Here is a 17,530-nt window from a genome sequence, read left to right on the forward strand (position 1 = left end):
GTCAGTTCATCCAATAACAACGCGGGTGCCGGCCCTTACCCGCGCAAACAGTTCGGCGATGTCGGTGTTTCTCATCCGCACACAGCCGTGGGACAGGGCCTCGCCCATGGGTTCGGTATCCGGGGTGCCGTGAATGTAGATAAAGCGCCGGAAGGAATCCACCCCGGGGCCACGGTTGCGCCCCCACTCCCGGCCACAAAGCCAGAGTATACGGGTCAGTATCCAGTCCCGATCAGGGTGTTCAGCGGCCAGTTGTGGTGAGTATATCTCACCGGTGGGCCGACGGCCCCGAAAGACCGTATTCAGCGGCTGGCCTTCGCCGATGCGCGCGCGGATGTAGTGCTCGCCCCGGGGGGTGCAGCCGCTGCTATCCTGCTCACCCGGTCCGTTCAGGGCGGTAGATATGGGGTAACGGTCCAGCGCGCTGCCATCAGCAGCACACACCGTTAGCACCTGGCTGGCGATATCAATGGTCAGATAAGCCCCGGGGGGCAAGGGGGTATTCAAAAGGGAAGCTCCCTCCGGCCGGAAACCAGAGGGAAGCCTAACCGAGGCGGGGGAACTCAGGCAACCGGCGCGGGCCGGGCCGGGGCAGAAACCAGCATTTTGTCCGGTGCGGTCATGCCGGCCGCCAGGAACGGCACCAGGCGCGCGGCAATTTCCTGAACCGTGGTGTGCACACCCAGCTTGTTTTCCAGGATGTCGATCAGGGCATCGCTGCTGGACATGGTAAAGGCGGTGGCTCCCAGCATGAACTGGATGCGCCAGTAGCGGTCTACCGAGGACAACTCAGGGGTGGCCTCTTTCAGAAGACGCATGAAACGACTGAACGGCTCGCTGTATTCCTGCTCCAGGAACTTGCGCAGGTGGCCCTGGCTCTGGGTGTAGGCCAGCCCGAGCAGGCGCATGAAAATGGAAATACCTTTTTCGTTACGCTGGGGCATGCGCACAGCACTTTCCGTGAGCGCCCAGAGGGTCTGGTTCAGGGTAGCCGGTTTGCCGTCACACTTTGCTTCCAGTTCGTCGAACGCAGTCTCGAGAGTTGCGGAGAAAGGCGTCAGAAAACGCGCGAAAACCGCGTGAATCAGCGCGTTCTTTGAACCAAAGTGGTAATTGACAGCGGCCAGATTTACTTTAGCCTTACTGGTAATCATGCGAAGGGACGTTTCCGAGAAACCACGCTCGGCAAAAAGCTCTTCAGCAGCATCAAGTATGCGGTCTACGGTATCTGACTGCGCCATTTTGTTATCCATGCCTCTAACAAACGTCTGTTTGAAACATACGTTTGACACCCCGCCGTGTCAAGCATACCTTGGCATGACTGCAACCGTTCAGGAGATTCGTGATGTTTACAGGTATCGTTCAGGGGGTGGCCACCATTGCGGAAGTCATCAAGGCACCGGGGCTGAACACACTGGTGGTGCGCTTTCCGGAAGCCAAGGTGCAGGGTGTAACCATCGGCGCCTCGGTGGCGATAAACGGCACCTGCCTGACGGTGACCCGCCAAGACGGCGACCTGCTGTACTTTGATGCCATGCAGGAAACCCTGAGGCTGACCACGCTGGGCAACCTGGCCGAAGGGGATTCGGTAAACTTTGAACGGGCAGCCCGCATTGGTGACGAGATTGGCGGCCACCTGCTCAGCGGCCACGTGCATACCACTGCGGTTCTGGCCGAGATTATCCGCACAGAGAACAACGTCACCCTGTGGTTCGAGGTGCCGGAGAGCTGGATGAAGTATGTGTTCCCGAAAGGCTATATCGCCATCAACGGCGCCAGCCTGACCATTGGCGAGGTCACCGGTAACCGCTTTAACGTTCACCTGATTCCGGAAACCCTGCGGGCCACGACCTTCGGTACGGCCGAACAGGGCCAGTCAGTGAACATCGAGATCGACAGCCAGACCCAGACCATCGTCGATACCCTGGCCCGGCTGGGTTACGACCGCCCTGCCCCTACCCTTTAACTGCAGCCGATTAACCGCGGTTAACAGCGTCGCTCAGGGCGCCGCTTCGAACACCACAAAGCGCGGGCTTGCCGCCCGCTGCTCTACCTTGCCAAAGAAGCGCTTGAGGGACTTGTGGTACCCCAGGTGGCGGTTGCCCACCATCAGCATTCGCCCGCCCGGTACCAGGTGCTTCGCGGCGTCCCGGAACAGTCGCAGGGCAATGTAATCCCCCACCACACCGCCTTCATGGAACGGCGGGTTCAGCAAAATCAGGTCGTACTGCGCGGCTCCTTCCCGGATTCCGTCACTGTGCTGGCACTGTCCGGCCCGGTAACCACAGGCGCCCAGATTATGCTGCACGCTGGCAATGGCCTGGCTGGACACATCGCTGAAATCCACCGTGATATCAGAGCCACAAGCCAGTGCCGTCAAGCCCAGCACGCCATTGCCGCAGGCCAGGTCCAGCACCCGCGCGCCAGGCTTCAGCCCGGCAACGGCAGGGCCCACCAGCGGCAGCAGCTCCCGGGTGCCGATGTCCAGCTTGTCCCGGGCAAAGACAGCCGGTAATGCCTCTACCGGCGCCGGCAGACCCTCCTGCGGGTAACCTTTCCAGCTTTCAGCCCAGCCCTGCAGTTGCGCCTGCCCTTTGCGGCAGACCACTACCCGGGCCTTTTTACGGGCCGGCAGTACCGTTTCGGTAACCACGGCTTCGGCAAACACATCCACGCTGCGGTCCGGCAAATGCTTGATCATGCCGCCAGCCAGCAAACAGCCGTTGTCTGCCAGCACGGAGTTTACCCAGCGCAGTAACCAGCCCAGATAGGCGCCATGGCGGGGAATGCGCAATACCACCAGGTCAAACGGCCCCTCCGGCGGGTTCAGCCAGCTGTGCAGCAGCGCCGGCCTGGCAATGCCGGGATTAAGCCGGGTGTTATGGTCGAGGGCATCCGGCAGGACTGCACTGTCGGCCACGCTGGTTACCGGCCCGTGGGCCTGGGCCAGCCCAAGCGTGAGCGCCCCGAACTGGTCGTCTACCACGAGCACGCGGGGGCTGTCCGCCAGCCGGTTACCGGCTTCTGCCAGCAGCAACTCGTCCGCCGCATCCCAGGCCCGCAGGCCAGGCTCGGCGCCGGGGCGGCTGAGCTTCAGGTTACCGGCAGTCAGCGGCAGTACTTCAGCGGATGGCACGATTGAAAGCCCTGTAAACGGTAAAACGGCGATCCTGGGCCAGCTTCTCGACCGGCCCGATAAAGCGCTGGATAATGGACTCATAGGGCAGGAAGCTGTTGGCCACCAGCCGCACCTCGCCCCTGGGGGCCAGATGGGCGGCCACTTCCCGAAGGAACTGTTCGGTCATGGAGGTATCGGTTTTCACGCCACTGTGAAACGGCGGATTGGTGACCACCGCCGGCCACCGGCCCTGAATGCCGGCCAGGCCATCGGAGGCGTAGATCTGGCCTTCCGCGCCGGCCCGGGCGTAGGTTTCCCGGGCGCAGGCAACCGCCTGGGCCTGGACATCCACACCGTCTACCACACCCTGGGGCAGGCCCTGCTCGCGGCGGTAGCCTTGCAGCCAGCTGCCGATCACGCCGGCGCCACAGGCAAAGTCCAGCACCTTGTCCGCTTTCAGCGGGGTTTGTTCCAGGGTTTCCAGCAACATCCGGGTGCCGGCATCCAGCTCCCCTTCGCTGAACACACCGGGCAGGCCGGCTACTTCAAGGCTTACGCCGGCACAGGAAACCTGCGTCCAGCGCAACCAGTCGGTAAGCTCAAAACGGGAAAGGGGTTGGTGGTTGGTGCCGGTCCACACCTGGCAGTGGCGGGCACTGTCGACTTTCAGTGCGTCGGCCACCATGGCGGTAAACTGTTTGACGGCTCCGGCGATGCCTTCTTTCTTTTCGCCCACCAGAACCAGGCTGGCGCCTTCGCGGCCCAGGTAGCGTGCCATGGCCAGGCGTAATTCCAGTTCCGCCCGGGCCTTGGGCAGGAAGATGACCAGGGTGTCGAAACTCCCGGCGTCCTGGTCGTTGCACTGATAGCCGAAACAGGCTTGCCAGTTTGCATGCTGGCACAGCTGTTCATACACACCGGCGTGTTCGCTCATGGCCAGCCCGGGTTGCGGGCAATGGGCCAGCAGCGCCGGCTCGGATACGCCCAGCAGGGCCACCTTGCCGGTCAGCAGTTCGGCATTCCGGAGCAGAACGTCGTGTGTGTTGGTTTGTAGCTGCGCCATAAATCCTGCCTTTGCGGTTGATTCCCGCGCGGAATTGAACGGGAATCAACAGCATAACGCAAGCCTCAGATACTGCCGTCGCTGTCCGTATTCTGGTGCATGGTGCTCTGGGCCAGGTCCAGCAGCTCACGCAGGGCAACGGAGAACATGGCGTATTCCGGCTCCCGCACGCTCTTCAGCTCCGCCAGCATGGCACTCCAGCGCTCGATCATGTGCTGGTGCTTCTGCTCCCAGGCTGCCACACTCTCGGGCACCTTGCCGGCCTTACCCGCCAGGCGCAGGACGCCGGTGGTCAGGGCGCGTTGCTGCCAGTCCAGGTCTTCCCGGAAGCTTTCCCTTGCCAGTGCCTGCCAATGAGAGTTGGGCGTGAGCGCGGCAATGGAGTTGGCAAACCAGGTCAGGTCGAGGCGATCGCCCAGGTCGTAGTACAGGTTAGCCACGGTTTTCAGCGGCAGGCCGGTGGCCTCCTGGGATTCGATAATGCCCAGCGACGAGTACAGGTAACCGGTGCCGGCCAGTACCGAGGCCAGGTCTTTCGGCAAGCCGGATTCTTCCAGGTATGCGTGGCGTTGCTCCCAGTTGCTGCGAGCCTGGTCGCCCAGGTAGTCCGGCAGGCTGGAGGTAATCGCCCATACGCTGTCGGCAAACCGCTCCATGTGGCTCTGGATATTGAGCTCGGCACGGCGGTTACGCAGCAGCCAGCGCACGGCACGGCGCATCAGGCGCATGAGGTCTTGCATCAGCTCCATCTGCAGCTTGGCGGGCACATGGTAGTCCAGCGCCTCGATGCGGTCCCACCAGTTGTCGATCCGGAACACATCCCGGGCGATGATCCAGGCCAGGGCAATGGATGCAGCATCGGCACCGGTCGACTGATTCAGGCGCTCCACAAAGGTAATGCCCATGTGGTTGACCATGTCGTTGGCAATCTGGGTAGCGATGATTTCCCGCCGCAACTGGTGCTCGCCCAGCTCCTTCGAGAACTTCTTGTTCAGTTCCTTCGGGAATACCTTGTACATTTCGCCGGCCAGCAGCGGATCATCCGGCAGAGTGCTGGCGATCAGGGTCTGCTTCAGGTCACCCTTCACGTAGGAAATCAGTACCGACAGCTCCGGCCGGGTCAGGCCTTTCTTGGCCAGCTTGCGCTCGGCCAGGGCCTCGTCGTCGGGCAGGAATTCCAGCCCCCGGTTCAACTTGCCTTCGCTTTCCAGGGTGTTCATCAAACGGCGGTATTCTTCCAGCCTTGGCGCGGTATCGGCACTGGCAATGCTGATGGCCTGGGTTTGCCGGTAGTTGTTCTTCAGCACCAGGGCCGAGACATCGTCGGTCATCTCTTCCAGCATCACGTTGCGCTGCTTGGCGGTGAGATCACCCATGGCCACGGCACGGTTGAGCAGGATTTTCATGTTCACTTCGTGGTCTGAACAATCCACCCCACCGGAGTTGTCGATGAAGTCGGTGTTCAGCCGGCCGCCTTTCAGGGCGTATTCAATACGGCCCAGCTGGGTGAAGCCCAGGTTACCGCCCTCGCCCACCACTTTGCAGCGCAGGTCTTTACCGTTCACCCGCAGGCCGTCGTTAGCCTTGTCGCCTACGTCGGCATGGGTTTCTTCAGCACCCTTCACATAGGTGCCGATACCACCCACCCAGAGCAGGTCCACTTCGGACTTCAGGATGTGGCTGATCAGCATGTTCGGCGGCATGCGGTCGGCATTGATGCCCAGCAGTTTTTTCATTTCCGGGCTGACCGGGATCGACTTGGCGTTCCGGCTGAACACACCCCCGCCCTTGGAGATCAGCTTGGTGTCGTAATCGGTCCAGGCTGAACGGGGCATTTCGAACAGGCGCTTGCGCTCCTTGTAGCTCTTCGCCGCATCCGGTTCCGGGTCGATAAAGATATGGATGTGGTTGAAGGCCGCAACCAGGCGGGTTTTCTCGGAACACAGCAGGCCGTTACCGAACACGTCGCCGCCCATGTCGCCAATGCCGATAGCGGTAAACTCGTCTTCCGCCGGGTTAATGCCCATTTCGCGGAAATGGCGTTCAACCGATACCCAGGCGCCCCGGGCGGTGATACCCATCTTCTTGTGGTCGTAGCCGTTGCTGCCACCGGAAGCGAAGGCATCGCCCATCCAGAAGCCGTATTCGGCGGCCAGGCCGTTGGCAATGTCGGAGAAGGTCGCGGTGCCCTTGTCGGCGGCTACAACCAGGTAATGGTCGTCTTCGTCGTGGCGGATTACCCGCGCCGGCGGCTGTATGCCGGCATCCACCAGGTTGTCGGTGATGTCCAGCAGGCCACGGATAAAGGTTTTGTAGGCGGCAATGCCTTCAGCCTGGAAGGCTTCCCGGTCAGACGGATCCGGCAGTTGCTTGGCCACGAAGCCGCCCTTGGCGCCCACCGGCACAATCACCGCGTTCTTCACCTGCTGGGCTTTTACCAGGCCCAGGATCTCGGTGCGGTAGTCCTCGAAGCGGTCAGACCAGCGCAGGCCACCACGGGCCACCTTGCCACCACGCAGGTGCACGCCTTCCACCCGGGGCGAGTACACGAAGATCTCGAACATGGGCATGGGCAGCGGCATGTCGGGAATGCGCGTGGGGTCGAACTTCACACTGATGTATGGCTTGGGCTGGCCTTCGGCGTCCGGCTGGTAGTAGTTGGTACGCAGGGTGGCCTGCATCAGCTCCAGATACAGCCGCAGCACCCTGTCTTCACTGAGGTTTTCCACCTCTTCCAGGCCGGCGTTAAATTCGATTTCCAGCTTTTTCTGGGCCGCTTCACTCTTGCCCGGGCTCTTGTAGCGATCCGGGTTGAAGCGGATTTCAAAGTATTCCAGCAGAATCCGGGTCAGGTTCTCGTGGTTGACCAGGGTATTGGAAATAAAGGTCTGACTGTTAGAGAACCGGATCTGCCGCATGTAGCGGGCGTAGGTGCGCAGCAGGGCAATCTGGCGCCAGCTCATGTAAGACGACAACAGCAACCGGTTGAAGGCGTCGTTTTCTGCCTCGGTGTGCCAGACGCGGCGGAACAGCTCTTCGAAAATGGGCCGGATACGGTGGATATCCACGCCACCGGAATGGGCCTGCAGGGTGAAGTCGTGAATCCACACGGTTTTGCCGGTGCGGTCGATCACTTCAAACGGATGCTCACCAATAACCCGGAAGCCCAGGTTGTCGAAGATGGGCATCACATCCGACAGCGGCAGCGGCTCGTCCGGGTAGAACAGCTTGAAGTGCAGCGTGCTGTCGTCTTCTTCCAGCGCCCGGTAGAAACTCATGGCCAGGTCATCGGCGCTGGCCGCCTTGGTAATGTGGTCCAGGTCGATGGCGGCGCGACGGGGCGAGAACATCTCGGTGTAGCTGGCCGGGAAACCAGCCGCCCATACCCGGTAGAACTCGTTGCCGCGCTCCTCACCATAGGCTTCGTGCAGGGCCTCGGCCAGGCCTTCACTCCAGGACTGGGCCAGCTCGATCACCCGGTCGCGGATTTCCGCCAGCGGCAGCTGCCGGTTCTCCACCTGGGGCACGCGGATGGTGAACTGCACCCGGGCCAGTGGCGATTCGGAGAAGTGGGTAACAAACTCGATGTCTTCCGCTTCCAGGCGCTCCAGCAACACCTGCTCGACCTTCAGGCGCAGCTCGGTGTTGTAGATGTCCCGGGGGAAGAACGCCAGGCAGGTAACAAACTGGCCATAGACATCTTCCCGCATGAACAACTCAATGCGCCGCCGCTCCTGGATGTACAGAATGCTCTTGGCGACCCGCAGCAGTTCTTCGGTTTCAATCTGGAACAGTTCGTCACGGGGGTACAGGGTGAGAATCTGTTCCAGTTCCTTGCCGGCGTAGTCCGTGCGCATGAAACCGGAGCGTTTCATGACGGTCTGGAATTTGCGGCGCAGCAATGGAATTTCGTCCGGGCGCTCGTTGTATACCCGTGCGGTGTAAAGGCCCAGGAAGCGGCGCTCACCCACCACTTCACCCTTGCTGTTGAACTTCTTCACCGCGATGTAGTCCGGGTAGGCCGGGCGGTGCACCCGCGAACGCTGGGCCGACTTCGCGAAGATGAAGATGTCGTCGGTGCGGGTCATCTCATGGCGGGTGCGCTGGGGCAGTTCGTTCAGGCGAACCTTGTCCGGGCGTTCGTTGTTTACCCGGAAGATGCCCAGCTCGGAGTTTTCCACCCGGCGCACGGCCATGCCCTGCTTTTCTTTAACGAAGTCGTATTCGTCATAGCCCAGGAAGGTAAAATGGTCTTCGGTGAGCCAGCCCAGAAACGCCCGGGCTTCTTCCTTGTCTTCTTCGCTAATACCGGCGGTGGTGGCATCCAGTTCGCCCAGGATTTCACTAACCTTGTCTTTCACAATCGGGAAGTCGCCCACGGCAATGCGCACTTCGTGCAGCACCGATTGCAGGGTTTCTTCCAGGCCCCGCAGGTCTGCCGGATCGCTGTGGCGATCGATTTCCAGAACGATCAATGCTTCGTAGGAGGCCGCAGACGACTTCTTGGCCGAATGCAGTTTCTTCAGCTTGCCGTTACCGTCTCGCTCCACCTGCAGAATCGAATGCTGGATGGAGTGGGTACCGATTTCCCGGCGGTTGATGGCCATGCGCAGGGAATCAATCAGAAACGGAATGTTCGGATGCAGGATAAAAATAACCGAGTGGGTAGACTGCCAGCCGTCACTTTCCAGGTCCGGATTGAATACGGTAACCGGGGTTTCCTCTGCGCTGCGCTTCTGCAGGAACTGCCAGGCCGCCAGTACCGCGCCATAGGTGTCCGAGAAGCGCCGGCTGACAAGCTCTTCCAGGGGACTGTGGGCGTAATGCTGCTTGGCGAACTCTACAACCTTCCTGGCTTCGGTTTTCGCAAGCTTGTCTGCGAATGCTTCAGCCAGTTGCTCGAAAAACTGATCCTTGCTGGCAATTGTCAGCGCATTCATATCCAACCTCTGGTTTTGTGTGAAAGAAACGTAATCACGGTATCGTCACATAAGCATAGTCAAGCTCTTGATTTTTGCCGGCCAGACCTCAAAACTGCGGCAACTACCTACGGGCGCAAACACCCGCGCCGCCGGACCTTCAAAACCGAGAGCAGTGAATTCCATGTCGTTACAGCAAACGTTCGGTAATCTCAGAACACAGTTGGCAAAACGCATCATCGGTCAGGACAAGCTGGTAGACAGACTACTGATCGCCCTGCTGGCTGATGGCCACCTTCTGGTAGAAGGGGCACCCGGCCTGGCCAAGACCACCGCGGTAAAAGCCCTGGCCGATCACCTGGAAGGGGATTTCCACCGCATCCAGTTCACCCCGGACCTTCTGCCGTCCGATGTTACCGGCAGCGAGATCTACCGGGCCGAAACCGGCCTGTTCGAATTCCAGCGCGGCCCCATCTTCCACAACCTTGTGCTGGCCGATGAAATCAACCGGGCCCCGGCGAAGGTGCAGTCTGCCCTACTTGAAGCCATGGGCGAACGCCAGATCAGTGTCGGCATGCAAACCTTCCCGCTGCCAAAGCTGTTCATGGTGATGGCCACCCAGAACCCCATCGAGCAGGAAGGCACTTACCCCCTGCCCGAAGCCCAGCTCGACCGATTCCTGATGCATGTGGTGATCGATTACCCGGATGCCGATGCTGAGCGTCAGATTCTGCACCTTGCCCGTAGCGACTACCGTCAGGGAATACCACAGGTAGACATTCGTCTTACAGAGCAACAGGTTATGGAGGCCCGGCAGGCGGTATCCGACATCTACATGGCGGAGCCGGTGGAGCAGTATTTGCTGGCCCTGATCCTGGCCACCCGGGATGCTGCCAGCCTGGACCCGGAACTGGCCCGCTGGACGGCGTTCGGTGCCAGCCCCCGGGGCACCATTGCCCTGGACCGCTGCGCCCGGGCCCTGGCCTGGCTCGATGGCCGGGACTACGTAACCCCGGACGACATCCGCACCATGGCCTTTGACGTGCTGCGCCACCGCATCCTGCTGACCTTCGAGGCCGAGGCCGAAGGCATGACCGCAGACACGGTTCTGCAAAGGCTGATCGACCGCGTACCGGTAACCGCCTGAACACCATGGCGCAGAGCAACGCAGCAACCCATATCACCCTGCCGGAACTGGTTCGGCTGCAAGCCGACGCCAGGGCCCTGAAGCTGCCGTCTGCCCGCCCGGTGCGTTCGCGCCAGGCCGGCTTGCGCCAGTCTCGCCAGCGTGGTCGCGGCATGACCTTTGCCGAAGTACGGCAATACCAACCCGGAGACGATATCCGCAGCATTGACTGGCGGGTAACGGCGCGGCGCCAGTCACCCCACACCAAACTCTACGAAGAAGAGCGCGAGCGGCCGGTGCTGCTGATTGCCGACCTGGGCCCGACCCTGTTCTTCGCCAGCACCGGTGCCTACAAACAGGTGCGCTGCGCCCAGGTTACCGCGCTGCTGGCCTGGCTGGCCCTGTGGGCCGGCGACCAGGTGGGTGGCCTGGTATTTAATGACCAGGCGCTGGAGGTGCTGCGCCCGGCCCGGCGCAAGAAATCCGTACTGCGCCTGCTGGATACCCTGGCCAGCCACCAACACAAGCCGGACGTGCCGCCCAGGCCTTCGGCCCCCGACCACGGGCTGGACACAGCGCTGGCCGAAGCCCGGCGGGTGGCCCATACCGGCAGCCGGATTTTCATCATCAGCGATTTCATGAACATCAGCGATAACACCACCAGCCTGCTCGGCGCCCTGGGCCGACATAACACCGTGAGTGCCCTGCGCATTATGGATCCGCTGGAGAAACAGCTGCCGGACAGCGGCCAGTTTGCGGTGGCAGGGCCGGAAGGGCCGATCTGGTTTAATGCTTCCAATCCCGCGTTTAAACAGGCCTGGCAGGAAAAGGTTGTCACCCATGAACGGCTGCTGGAAGACTGTTTTCGCACCTCCGGTGTGCAGGCCGCCACCATCATGACCAGCGAAGAGCCGGCAGCCGCCCTGCGCCAGCTTTTGGGCCCGGGAGGGCGTATCGGATGAACCCGCAAGATCCGTTAGCCCAACTGCGCGATATTCACCTGCCGGAAACCGGTGGCTGGTGGCCGCCGGCGCCGGGCTGGTGGATTCTGGCGGTGGTCGTTCTGGTACTGGCCGCAGTCACGTGCTGGTTGCTGCGCCGGCGCCGGCAGCAGAACCTGTGGAAACGCCAGGCCCGCGAGGAACTGGTGCAACTGGCGGCCAACCCGCGCCAGTGCAACGAATGGTTCAGTGAACTTAACCAGCTGCTCAAGCGGGTAGCCCGGCAGGCCTATCCGGACCGGCATCCGGAAACCCTCACCGGCCAGGGCTGGGCCGAATTCCTGCTGGAAACCTCGCCTTCCGAACGCATTGCCTCAAGGCCGGTAGCGGAAGCGCTGGTGCAAGCACCCTGGCGCCCGAACACCAACCTGGACCCGGGCCAGGCACTCGACTTTGCCCGGTTCTGGCTGGAGGCCCAGCTATGATTTCCCTGGCCTATCCCTGGCTGCTGTTACTGGCCCTGTTGCCGCTGCTGTTCCTGGCCGGCAAACGTTATGGCAAGGGTGAACCGGTAGATGCACCGGTCATCCCGGTTGGCCACTGGTTGTCGGGCATGCCCGGCGTCAGTACCCAGGGGCGCCGGACACCGCGCTGGCGCCAGTTGCTGCTGCTTCTGGCCTGGCTGTGCCTGGTGCTCGCCATCGCCCGACCCCAGCATGTGGGCGAGCAAGTGCAGATGCCCGTTAGCGGCCGTGACCTGATGATGCTGGTAGACATATCGCCCAGTATGGATGAGCGCGACATGGTTATTCAGGGCCGCAGCATCAACCGCCTGCAAGCGGTCAAGCGGGTGCTGGACCAGTTTATCGACCGCCGGGAGGGTGACCGCCTGGGGCTGGTCCTGTTCGGCACCCAGCCCTACGTGCAGGCACCCCTGACCTTTGACCGGGAAACCGTAAGAACCCTGCTGCTGGAAGCCGGCCTGGGCATGGCCGGCCGGGCAACGGCAATTGGCGATGCCGTGGGCCTTGCGGTGAAACGCCTGCGGGATCGCCCCCAGGAGCAGCGGGTAGCCATCCTGCTGACCGACGGCGCCAACACCGCCGGTGAAGTGAGCCCGGACAAAGCTACCGAGATTGCCGCCGCCGCAGGTGTTCGGCTGTACACCATCGGTATCGGTGCCGATTCCATGATCCAGCGGGGGCTGCTGGGCTCGCGGCGGGTGAACCCGTCCCGGGACCTGGACGAAGCCCTGCTCACCCGCATGGCGGAACAGACCGGCGGCCGGCATTTCCGGGCCCGCAGCCTGCCGGAGCTGGAAATGATCTACGACAGCATCGACCAGCTGGAGCCCATTGAGCAGGAAGGCCAGTTCTATCGCCCGGTTACCGAACTCTACGTGTGGCCGGCGGGCACAGCGGTTACCCTGTGGCTGCTGTTGTCAGCACTGCGGTTACTGGCCAGCCGGGCCCGCCGCAATGAATCCGGGGAGGTGCACCATGGCTGACTTTCACTTCCTGAGGCCCCTTTGGTTATTACTGTTGCTGGCACTGCCGGCGTTATACCTGGCAAGGCACAAGCTGCGCCAGGCCGATGCCGGCTGGAGCCGTTATATTCCCCAGCCCCTGCTGAAACCGCTGTTAAACAAACCTGGGCAAGGCGCCCCGGGCGGTGCCAGCCGTTCGCCGCTGCTGCCACTGAACATCGCCCTGCTGACCCTGGCCATCGGCCTGGCTGGCCCGAGTTGGCGCCAGGCCCCTACCCCGCTCAAACAGCCGGAAGACAGCCTGGTGATTGTGCTGGACCTGTCGCTGTCCATGCTGGCCACCGATGCCGAACCGGACCGGCTGACCCTGGCCAAGCGCAAGGTTCGGGACCTCCTGGCGCAACGGCGCGGCGGCCTGACCGCCCTGCTGGTGTACTCCGGTGATGCCCACACCGTTACGCCATTGACCGAAGACTTCCGCACCATCGAAGCCATGCTCGGGGTTCTGGACCCGGCCATAATGCCGGCACAGGGTAACCGGGCAGACCTTGCCATCAGCCAGGCGGTGGATCTGCTGCAGCAGGGTGCGCCGGGCCGCGGGCGGATATTGCTGATATCCGATGATGTACCCCGAAGTTATCACAGCGCCATCAGTAATCACCTGGCCGGCACCGGCTACGCCCTGAGCACACTGGTTGTGGGCACGCCGGAAGGTGGACCGATTCCCCTGGCCAAGCGGGGCTTCCTGCGCAGTAACGGCGAGATTGTTATCGCCAGGGCCGACCCCGATGCCATGGAGAGACTGGCCCGGGACAACGGCGGTGACAGCCACGAACTGACCCTTGGCGACGCGGATATCCGTGCCCTTGCGCTGGAACCGGGAGCGGAAGAGGATTGGTCGGAAACCGATGACGGACTGACCATCAATCGCTGGCAAGACGACGGCTACTGGCTGCTCTGGCTGGCCCTGCCCCTGCTATTGCTGGGCTGGCGCCGGGGTGCCTTTGCGGTACTGGCCCTGAGCCTTGTACCTCTGACCCTGACACCCCGCCCGGCCATGGCACTGGACTGGGGTGGCCTGTGGCAGCGGGACGACCAGCGCGGGCGGGAACTGATCGAGCAGGACGCGGAGCGCGCGGCAGAGGTTCTGCAGCAGCCGGACTGGAAAGGCTCGGCCCTGTACCGCAGCGGCCGCCACGAAGAGGCTGCCCGGGCCTTTACCGAAATACCGACGGCCACCGGCCACTACAACCGGGGAAATGCCCTGGCCCGGGCCGGCGAGCTTGAACAAGCCCTGGACGCCTACCAGCAGGCCCTGGCGCAGAACCCCGACTTCGAAGACGCCCGCTTTAACCGTGACCTGGTTCAGCAGCTGCTCGACCAGCAACAGCAGCAAGAGCAAGACCAGCAACAAGGCGATTCCGGTGACCAGCAGTCGGAGAACAACCAGCAGCAGGGCGAAGATTCACAGTCCGGCCAGGACAATCAGGACAGCCCGGGCGATCAAGGCAGTCAGGGTAAGCAGGAAAGCCAGCAGCAAGGCCAGCAAGACAGCCAGCAGGAATCCGAACAATCCGGTGATACACAGGATTCCGGACAGAGCGGCCAAGACGCCGAGCCACAGGCTGGCGAAGACATGCAGCAATCCGGGCAAGGCCAGCCGTCAGACCAGGAGCCGACCGACAACGGGCAGGCTGTAGAAGCTCCGGCCGAAATTTCCGAACAACCGCTGAACCAGGGCCAGGAGCAGTGGCTCCGGCGTATTCCTGACAACCCCGGCGGGCTGTTGCAGCGCAAGTTCCTGCAGCAGTACCAGCAGCGCCAGACGCAACCCGACGAGGGCGATACATCATGGTAAAACGCATTCTTCTACCCGTTTTTCTGTTACTGATACAGCTTGCCGCCCTGCACCCGGCCCAGGCCAGTGAGCTGTCGGTCGAGCCGGACCGCACGCAGCTTTACGAAGGCGAAGTATTAACCCTGACCGTGCGCGGCTCCATGGAAATCGACCTGAACCTGAGCAACCTGTTCAACTTTGACCTGTCTGACCTGCCTTCCCCCGACATTGAAAAGGTAGAGCCGGATTTCGAAATCCTGGCCCGGAACCAGCGTTACAGTGTGCAGACCGTCAACGGCGATATGACCGGGGAAATCACCTGGACCTACCAGCTGGCCCCCACCCGAACCGGCAAGCTGACTATCCCGGAGCTGACCTTCAAGGATGCCACCTCCGAGCCGGTAGAGATTGACGTGGTGACCGGCACAGCGCCAGACCAGGAAGCCGGCGCCCGCGACAGTTTTATCGAACTATCGGCCGACAAAGCCGAGGTGTATGTGCAGGAACAGCTGGTGCTGACCATACAGCTGTTTTTCTCGGGCAACCTGATACGGGGCGAATTGTCGGAGCCGGAGCACCCCGATGCCATCATCGAATCCCTGGGCAAGCAGCGCGAATTCACCCGTTACCGGGATGGCGTCCGTTACCGGGTGGTTGAGCGGCGCTATGCCATCTTTCCCCAGCAGCCGGGGCCGCTGAGCCTGGCCCCGATCCGCTTTGAGGGGCAGACCCGGGACGCCAACGGCCAGCTGAAGTTCCTGCGGGATCAACAACAGCTCTATGAGGTACCGGTAAAACCGGTGCCTGATGCCTACCCGGCAGACCAGCCCTGGCTGCCGGCCCGCAGCCTGGCACTGGCTGAAGACGGCCTGCCGCCAGCAGGGGAACTGAACGCCGGAGCCAACCTGACCCGGAAAATCACCCTACATGCCGATGGCTTACCGGCAGAAGCCCTGCCGCCACTGCCGCAGGAAACCCCGGCGGCCATACGCAGCTACCCGGAAAGCCCCCTGAGAAATACCGAAACCACCGTCGACGGCCTTCGCTCCACCCTGCAGCAGGAAGCCGCACTGGTGCCGGTCCAGGCTGGCGATGTGGTGTTGCCCGCCATCCGCATCCCCTGGTGGAACACAGAGACCGACCAACTGGAGCAGGCGATCTTGCCCGAGCGTCGCTACACCATCACCGGCAACAGCGCGGTCGCCGCTGCGCCGGTACCGGATAACAGCGCCCCGGAGACTCCGCCCGCCACTACTCCGGTCACCGCAGATGACCAGCCCCCGGCAGACAACCCGGGCTCTTTCTGGCTTTGGCTTTCGCTGGTACTGGGATTGCTCTGGCTGGCTACCCTGGTGCTGTGGTGGTTGTCCCGAAAACCGTCCGGGGGCGCCCTCTCATCCGAGCCATTGGAAGACGACACCGAAAAACATGCCTATGAGCAGTTGATCCGTTCGGTTAAAAACGGTTCAGCAGACACCACCGGCCAGCTGCTGCACTGGGCCAGGTTACGTTTCCCGGAACAGCGCTTTGCGACGGTCAGCGATGTAGTCAGGTTCAGTGATGACCCGGAACTGGCCGGCCACCTGAAGCAACTGCAGGCACAGCTGTTCTCGCAACACCAGCAGGCGGTTTCGAATGAGGCACGACAGGGATTGGGGAAAGCATTGGAGAGGTTGAGAAAGCGGAAGGCGCAAAGCGAAGACAGCCGCTACGGGCTGCCTCCGCTGCATTCGATCAGTCGATAAGTTCCTGGCTGATAACCAGTTCAACCGGCTCGCCACCGGCCTCCGGTGGCAGCACTTCCGCTTCCACCTGGCCCTGCCAGTCACCAGCTTGCGGGTTGATGCTTCCGCTGCGGCTCAGGCGGGCGACAATCACCACCTTTTCTGCAGAGGAAATGGTAGCCTCCGGCGACATGGCGTAGCTGTCATCCAGGCGGATATCTACCGGCAGAACACCTGCAGTCATGCGGGCGACAGCCACCGGCGCCCCACCTGATGTGCCCTTTGCACGGGCAAAGACAAACAGGGTGGTATCACCTGGCACGCTGTCCTTGAACGCATCATCCAGGGAAATTCTCAGGGCCACACCGGCAGACGGTGCCGCAGGCTCCGGAGCCTGCGCAGCCGGGGGTGTTTCACCCAGGCGATTGTAGGCTTCGGCAATGCCACCGCGAATAGAGGCAATCTGCGGATGGTCCGGCGTTACCTCAACAATGGTTTCCCAGTACTCGATAGCTTCACGGTAGTTCTGCTGGCTGAAGGCATTAATGCCCAGCAGCCCCAGCGAGTTCACTTCGTTCGGGTTCAGGGCGCGGGCTGACTCGATGGCCGCCATCACACCCGATGTCATCTGCCCTTCGCTCTGGAAGTACAGCGCCTGGGCTGACAGGCCCCAGGCTACGGAGCTGGCGCTGGGCTCTTCCTCAGTAATCCCGGCCAGGCGCTGGAAGGCTTCGGCCGCATCCTCGTAGCGTTCGGTACGCATGTAGGTCTGGCCCAGCATGGCCCAGCCGTCGGCGTTATCCGGATCCTGCTCGAGGCGGTCCCGCAGCTGGTCTGCCAGTGCGGACATGCGCGCGGTCTGGTCATCGTTACCGGAAGCACCCATTTCCTGCATGGTGATGAACTGCTCTACCCGGTCCATGGCACCCCATTCCTGGTAGCCCAGGTAGGCACCGGCGGGCAGCAGGAGCACGGCCAGCAAGGCAACAGCCATGGCGCTGCGCCGGCCTGCCAGCCGCTGGCGGGGCTGTTCGTTTTCTGGAACGTCATCAAGCATGGCGCCGGCCAGCTCTTCTTTCAGTTGCTGGTAGCTTTCGGCGTCCAGGATGCCGGCTTCGTGCTCATCATCCAGCTCTTTCAGGCGGGACTTGTAGGCCAGCAGGTTCTGGTTTCTGAGGTCTGCATCCATCCGCGCCTTGGGGCGGTGAAAGAACACCGGGTACAACACAAATGCCAGGGCGATGAGAATGAATACCGTCGCGGCAATCCAGAATGTTTCAGTCATGGAGTCTTCGTCGCAGTTGGGGATGTGTTAC

The 17,530-nt window shown here is 62.1% G+C and carries 13 protein-coding genes; 7 read left to right on the top strand and 6 right to left on the bottom strand.

Annotation, left to right across the window (positions count from 1 at the left end):
* Window positions 1-6: 6 nt before the first annotated feature.
* Together AQ621_RS02610 and AQ621_RS02615 are read right to left on the bottom strand one after the other, a co-directional pair.
* Window positions 7-495 (bottom strand): L,D-transpeptidase, encoded by a 489-nt coding sequence (locus tag AQ621_RS02610; RefSeq protein ID WP_022988770.1) that lies wholly within the window; start codon window positions 493-495, stop codon window positions 7-9.
* Between the two features lie 68 nt (window positions 496-563).
* Window positions 564-1,241, bottom strand: a complete 678-nt coding sequence (locus AQ621_RS02615) for a TetR/AcrR family transcriptional regulator (protein WP_058340439.1) — start codon at window positions 1,239-1,241, stop codon at window positions 564-566.
* A 104-nt stretch (window positions 1,242-1,345) separates the two neighbouring features.
* On the opposite strand from AQ621_RS02615, the gene AQ621_RS02620 reads away from it, so the two are divergent.
* Window positions 1,346-1,966 carry a riboflavin synthase gene (locus AQ621_RS02620; RefSeq protein WP_058340145.1) on the top strand — a complete coding sequence of 207 codons (621 nt, stop codon included), beginning with the start codon at window positions 1,346-1,348 and terminating at the stop codon, window positions 1,964-1,966.
* 33 nt (window positions 1,967-1,999) lie between these two features.
* Here the strand turns inward: AQ621_RS02620 and AQ621_RS02625 are convergent, their stop codons facing one another.
* From AQ621_RS02625 to AQ621_RS02635, 3 genes are all read right to left on the bottom strand, one after another.
* The gene (locus AQ621_RS02625) at window positions 2,000-3,136 is read right to left on the bottom strand and encodes a class I SAM-dependent methyltransferase (RefSeq protein WP_227508203.1); all 1,137 of its coding nucleotides are present in this window, start codon (window positions 3,134-3,136) and stop codon (window positions 2,000-2,002) included.
* Complete coding sequence (locus tag AQ621_RS02630) at window positions 3,123-4,181, bottom strand: class I SAM-dependent methyltransferase (RefSeq protein ID WP_058340146.1); 1,059 nt, start codon at window positions 4,179-4,181, stop codon at window positions 3,123-3,125. Before AQ621_RS02630 ends, AQ621_RS02625 begins: the two co-directional genes overlap by 14 nt.
* 65 nt (window positions 4,182-4,246) lie before the next feature.
* Window positions 4,247-9,121 (bottom strand): NAD-glutamate dehydrogenase, encoded by a 4,875-nt coding sequence (locus tag AQ621_RS02635; protein ID WP_058340147.1) that lies wholly within the window; start codon window positions 9,119-9,121, stop codon window positions 4,247-4,249.
* Window positions 9,122-9,284: 163 nt separating this feature from the next.
* Here AQ621_RS02635 and AQ621_RS02640 point away from each other — a divergent pair, with 163 nt between their 5' ends.
* From AQ621_RS02640 to AQ621_RS02665, 6 genes are read left to right on the top strand one after another with little or no spacing between them, the layout of a single operon-like run.
* Window positions 9,285-10,247, top strand: a complete 963-nt coding sequence (locus AQ621_RS02640; protein WP_036219357.1) for an AAA family ATPase — start codon at window positions 9,285-9,287, stop codon at window positions 10,245-10,247.
* 5 nt (window positions 10,248-10,252) lie between these two features.
* Entirely contained in the window at window positions 10,253-11,188 is a 936-nt protein-coding gene (locus tag AQ621_RS02645; RefSeq protein WP_058340148.1) for a DUF58 domain-containing protein, read from the top strand.
* A complete protein-coding gene (locus AQ621_RS02650; RefSeq protein WP_058340149.1) occupies window positions 11,185-11,652 on the top strand; it encodes a DUF4381 domain-containing protein in 468 nt (155 codons plus the stop codon). The genes AQ621_RS02645 and AQ621_RS02650 overlap by 4 nt, the downstream gene beginning before the upstream one ends.
* Complete coding sequence (locus AQ621_RS02655; protein ID WP_058340150.1) at window positions 11,649-12,674, top strand: VWA domain-containing protein; 1,026 nt, start codon at window positions 11,649-11,651, stop codon at window positions 12,672-12,674. The genes AQ621_RS02650 and AQ621_RS02655 overlap by 4 nt, the downstream gene beginning before the upstream one ends.
* Complete coding sequence (locus AQ621_RS02660; protein ID WP_058340151.1) at window positions 12,667-14,511, top strand: VWA domain-containing protein; 1,845 nt, start codon at window positions 12,667-12,669, stop codon at window positions 14,509-14,511. Before AQ621_RS02655 ends, AQ621_RS02660 begins: the two co-directional genes overlap by 8 nt.
* Window positions 14,505-16,235, top strand: coding sequence for a BatD family protein (locus tag AQ621_RS02665; protein ID WP_058340152.1), 1,731 nt, complete (start codon window positions 14,505-14,507; stop codon window positions 16,233-16,235). Before AQ621_RS02660 ends, AQ621_RS02665 begins: the two co-directional genes overlap by 7 nt.
* Here AQ621_RS02665 and ccmI read toward each other — a convergent pair.
* Complete coding sequence (gene ccmI / locus AQ621_RS02670) at window positions 16,225-17,499, bottom strand: c-type cytochrome biogenesis protein CcmI (RefSeq protein ID WP_058340153.1); 1,275 nt, start codon at window positions 17,497-17,499, stop codon at window positions 16,225-16,227. The genes AQ621_RS02665 and ccmI overlap by 11 nt on opposite strands.
* Between the last annotated feature and the right edge of the window lie 31 nt (window positions 17,500-17,530).

Origin of the sequence: Marinobacter sp. P4B1 (assembly GCF_001447135.1) — a bacterium.
GTDB classification, from domain to species: Bacteria; Pseudomonadota; Gammaproteobacteria; order Pseudomonadales; family Oleiphilaceae; genus Marinobacter; species Marinobacter vinifirmus.

Coding starts and splice junctions, on each gene's coding strand:
- AQ621_RS02630 (WP_058340146.1), bottom strand. CDS start 4,181: ATGGCGCAGCTACAAACCAACACACACGACGTTCTGCTCCGGAATGCC.
- AQ621_RS02660 (WP_058340151.1), top strand. CDS start 12,667: ATGGCTGACTTTCACTTCCTGAGGCCCCTTTGGTTATTACTGTTGCTG.
- AQ621_RS02640 (WP_036219357.1), top strand. CDS start 9,285: ATGTCGTTACAGCAAACGTTCGGTAATCTCAGAACACAGTTGGCAAAA.
- AQ621_RS02650 (WP_058340149.1), top strand. CDS start 11,185: ATGAACCCGCAAGATCCGTTAGCCCAACTGCGCGATATTCACCTGCCG.
- AQ621_RS02620 (WP_058340145.1), top strand. CDS start 1,346: ATGTTTACAGGTATCGTTCAGGGGGTGGCCACCATTGCGGAAGTCATC.
- ccmI (WP_058340153.1), bottom strand. CDS start 17,499: ATGACTGAAACATTCTGGATTGCCGCGACGGTATTCATTCTCATCGCC.
- AQ621_RS02665 (WP_058340152.1), top strand. CDS start 14,505: ATGGTAAAACGCATTCTTCTACCCGTTTTTCTGTTACTGATACAGCTT.
- AQ621_RS02635 (WP_058340147.1), bottom strand. CDS start 9,121: ATGAATGCGCTGACAATTGCCAGCAAGGATCAGTTTTTCGAGCAACTG.
- AQ621_RS02645 (WP_058340148.1), top strand. CDS start 10,253: ATGGCGCAGAGCAACGCAGCAACCCATATCACCCTGCCGGAACTGGTT.
- AQ621_RS02655 (WP_058340150.1), top strand. CDS start 11,649: ATGATTTCCCTGGCCTATCCCTGGCTGCTGTTACTGGCCCTGTTGCCG.
- AQ621_RS02615 (WP_058340439.1), bottom strand. CDS start 1,241: ATGGCGCAGTCAGATACCGTAGACCGCATACTTGATGCTGCTGAAGAG.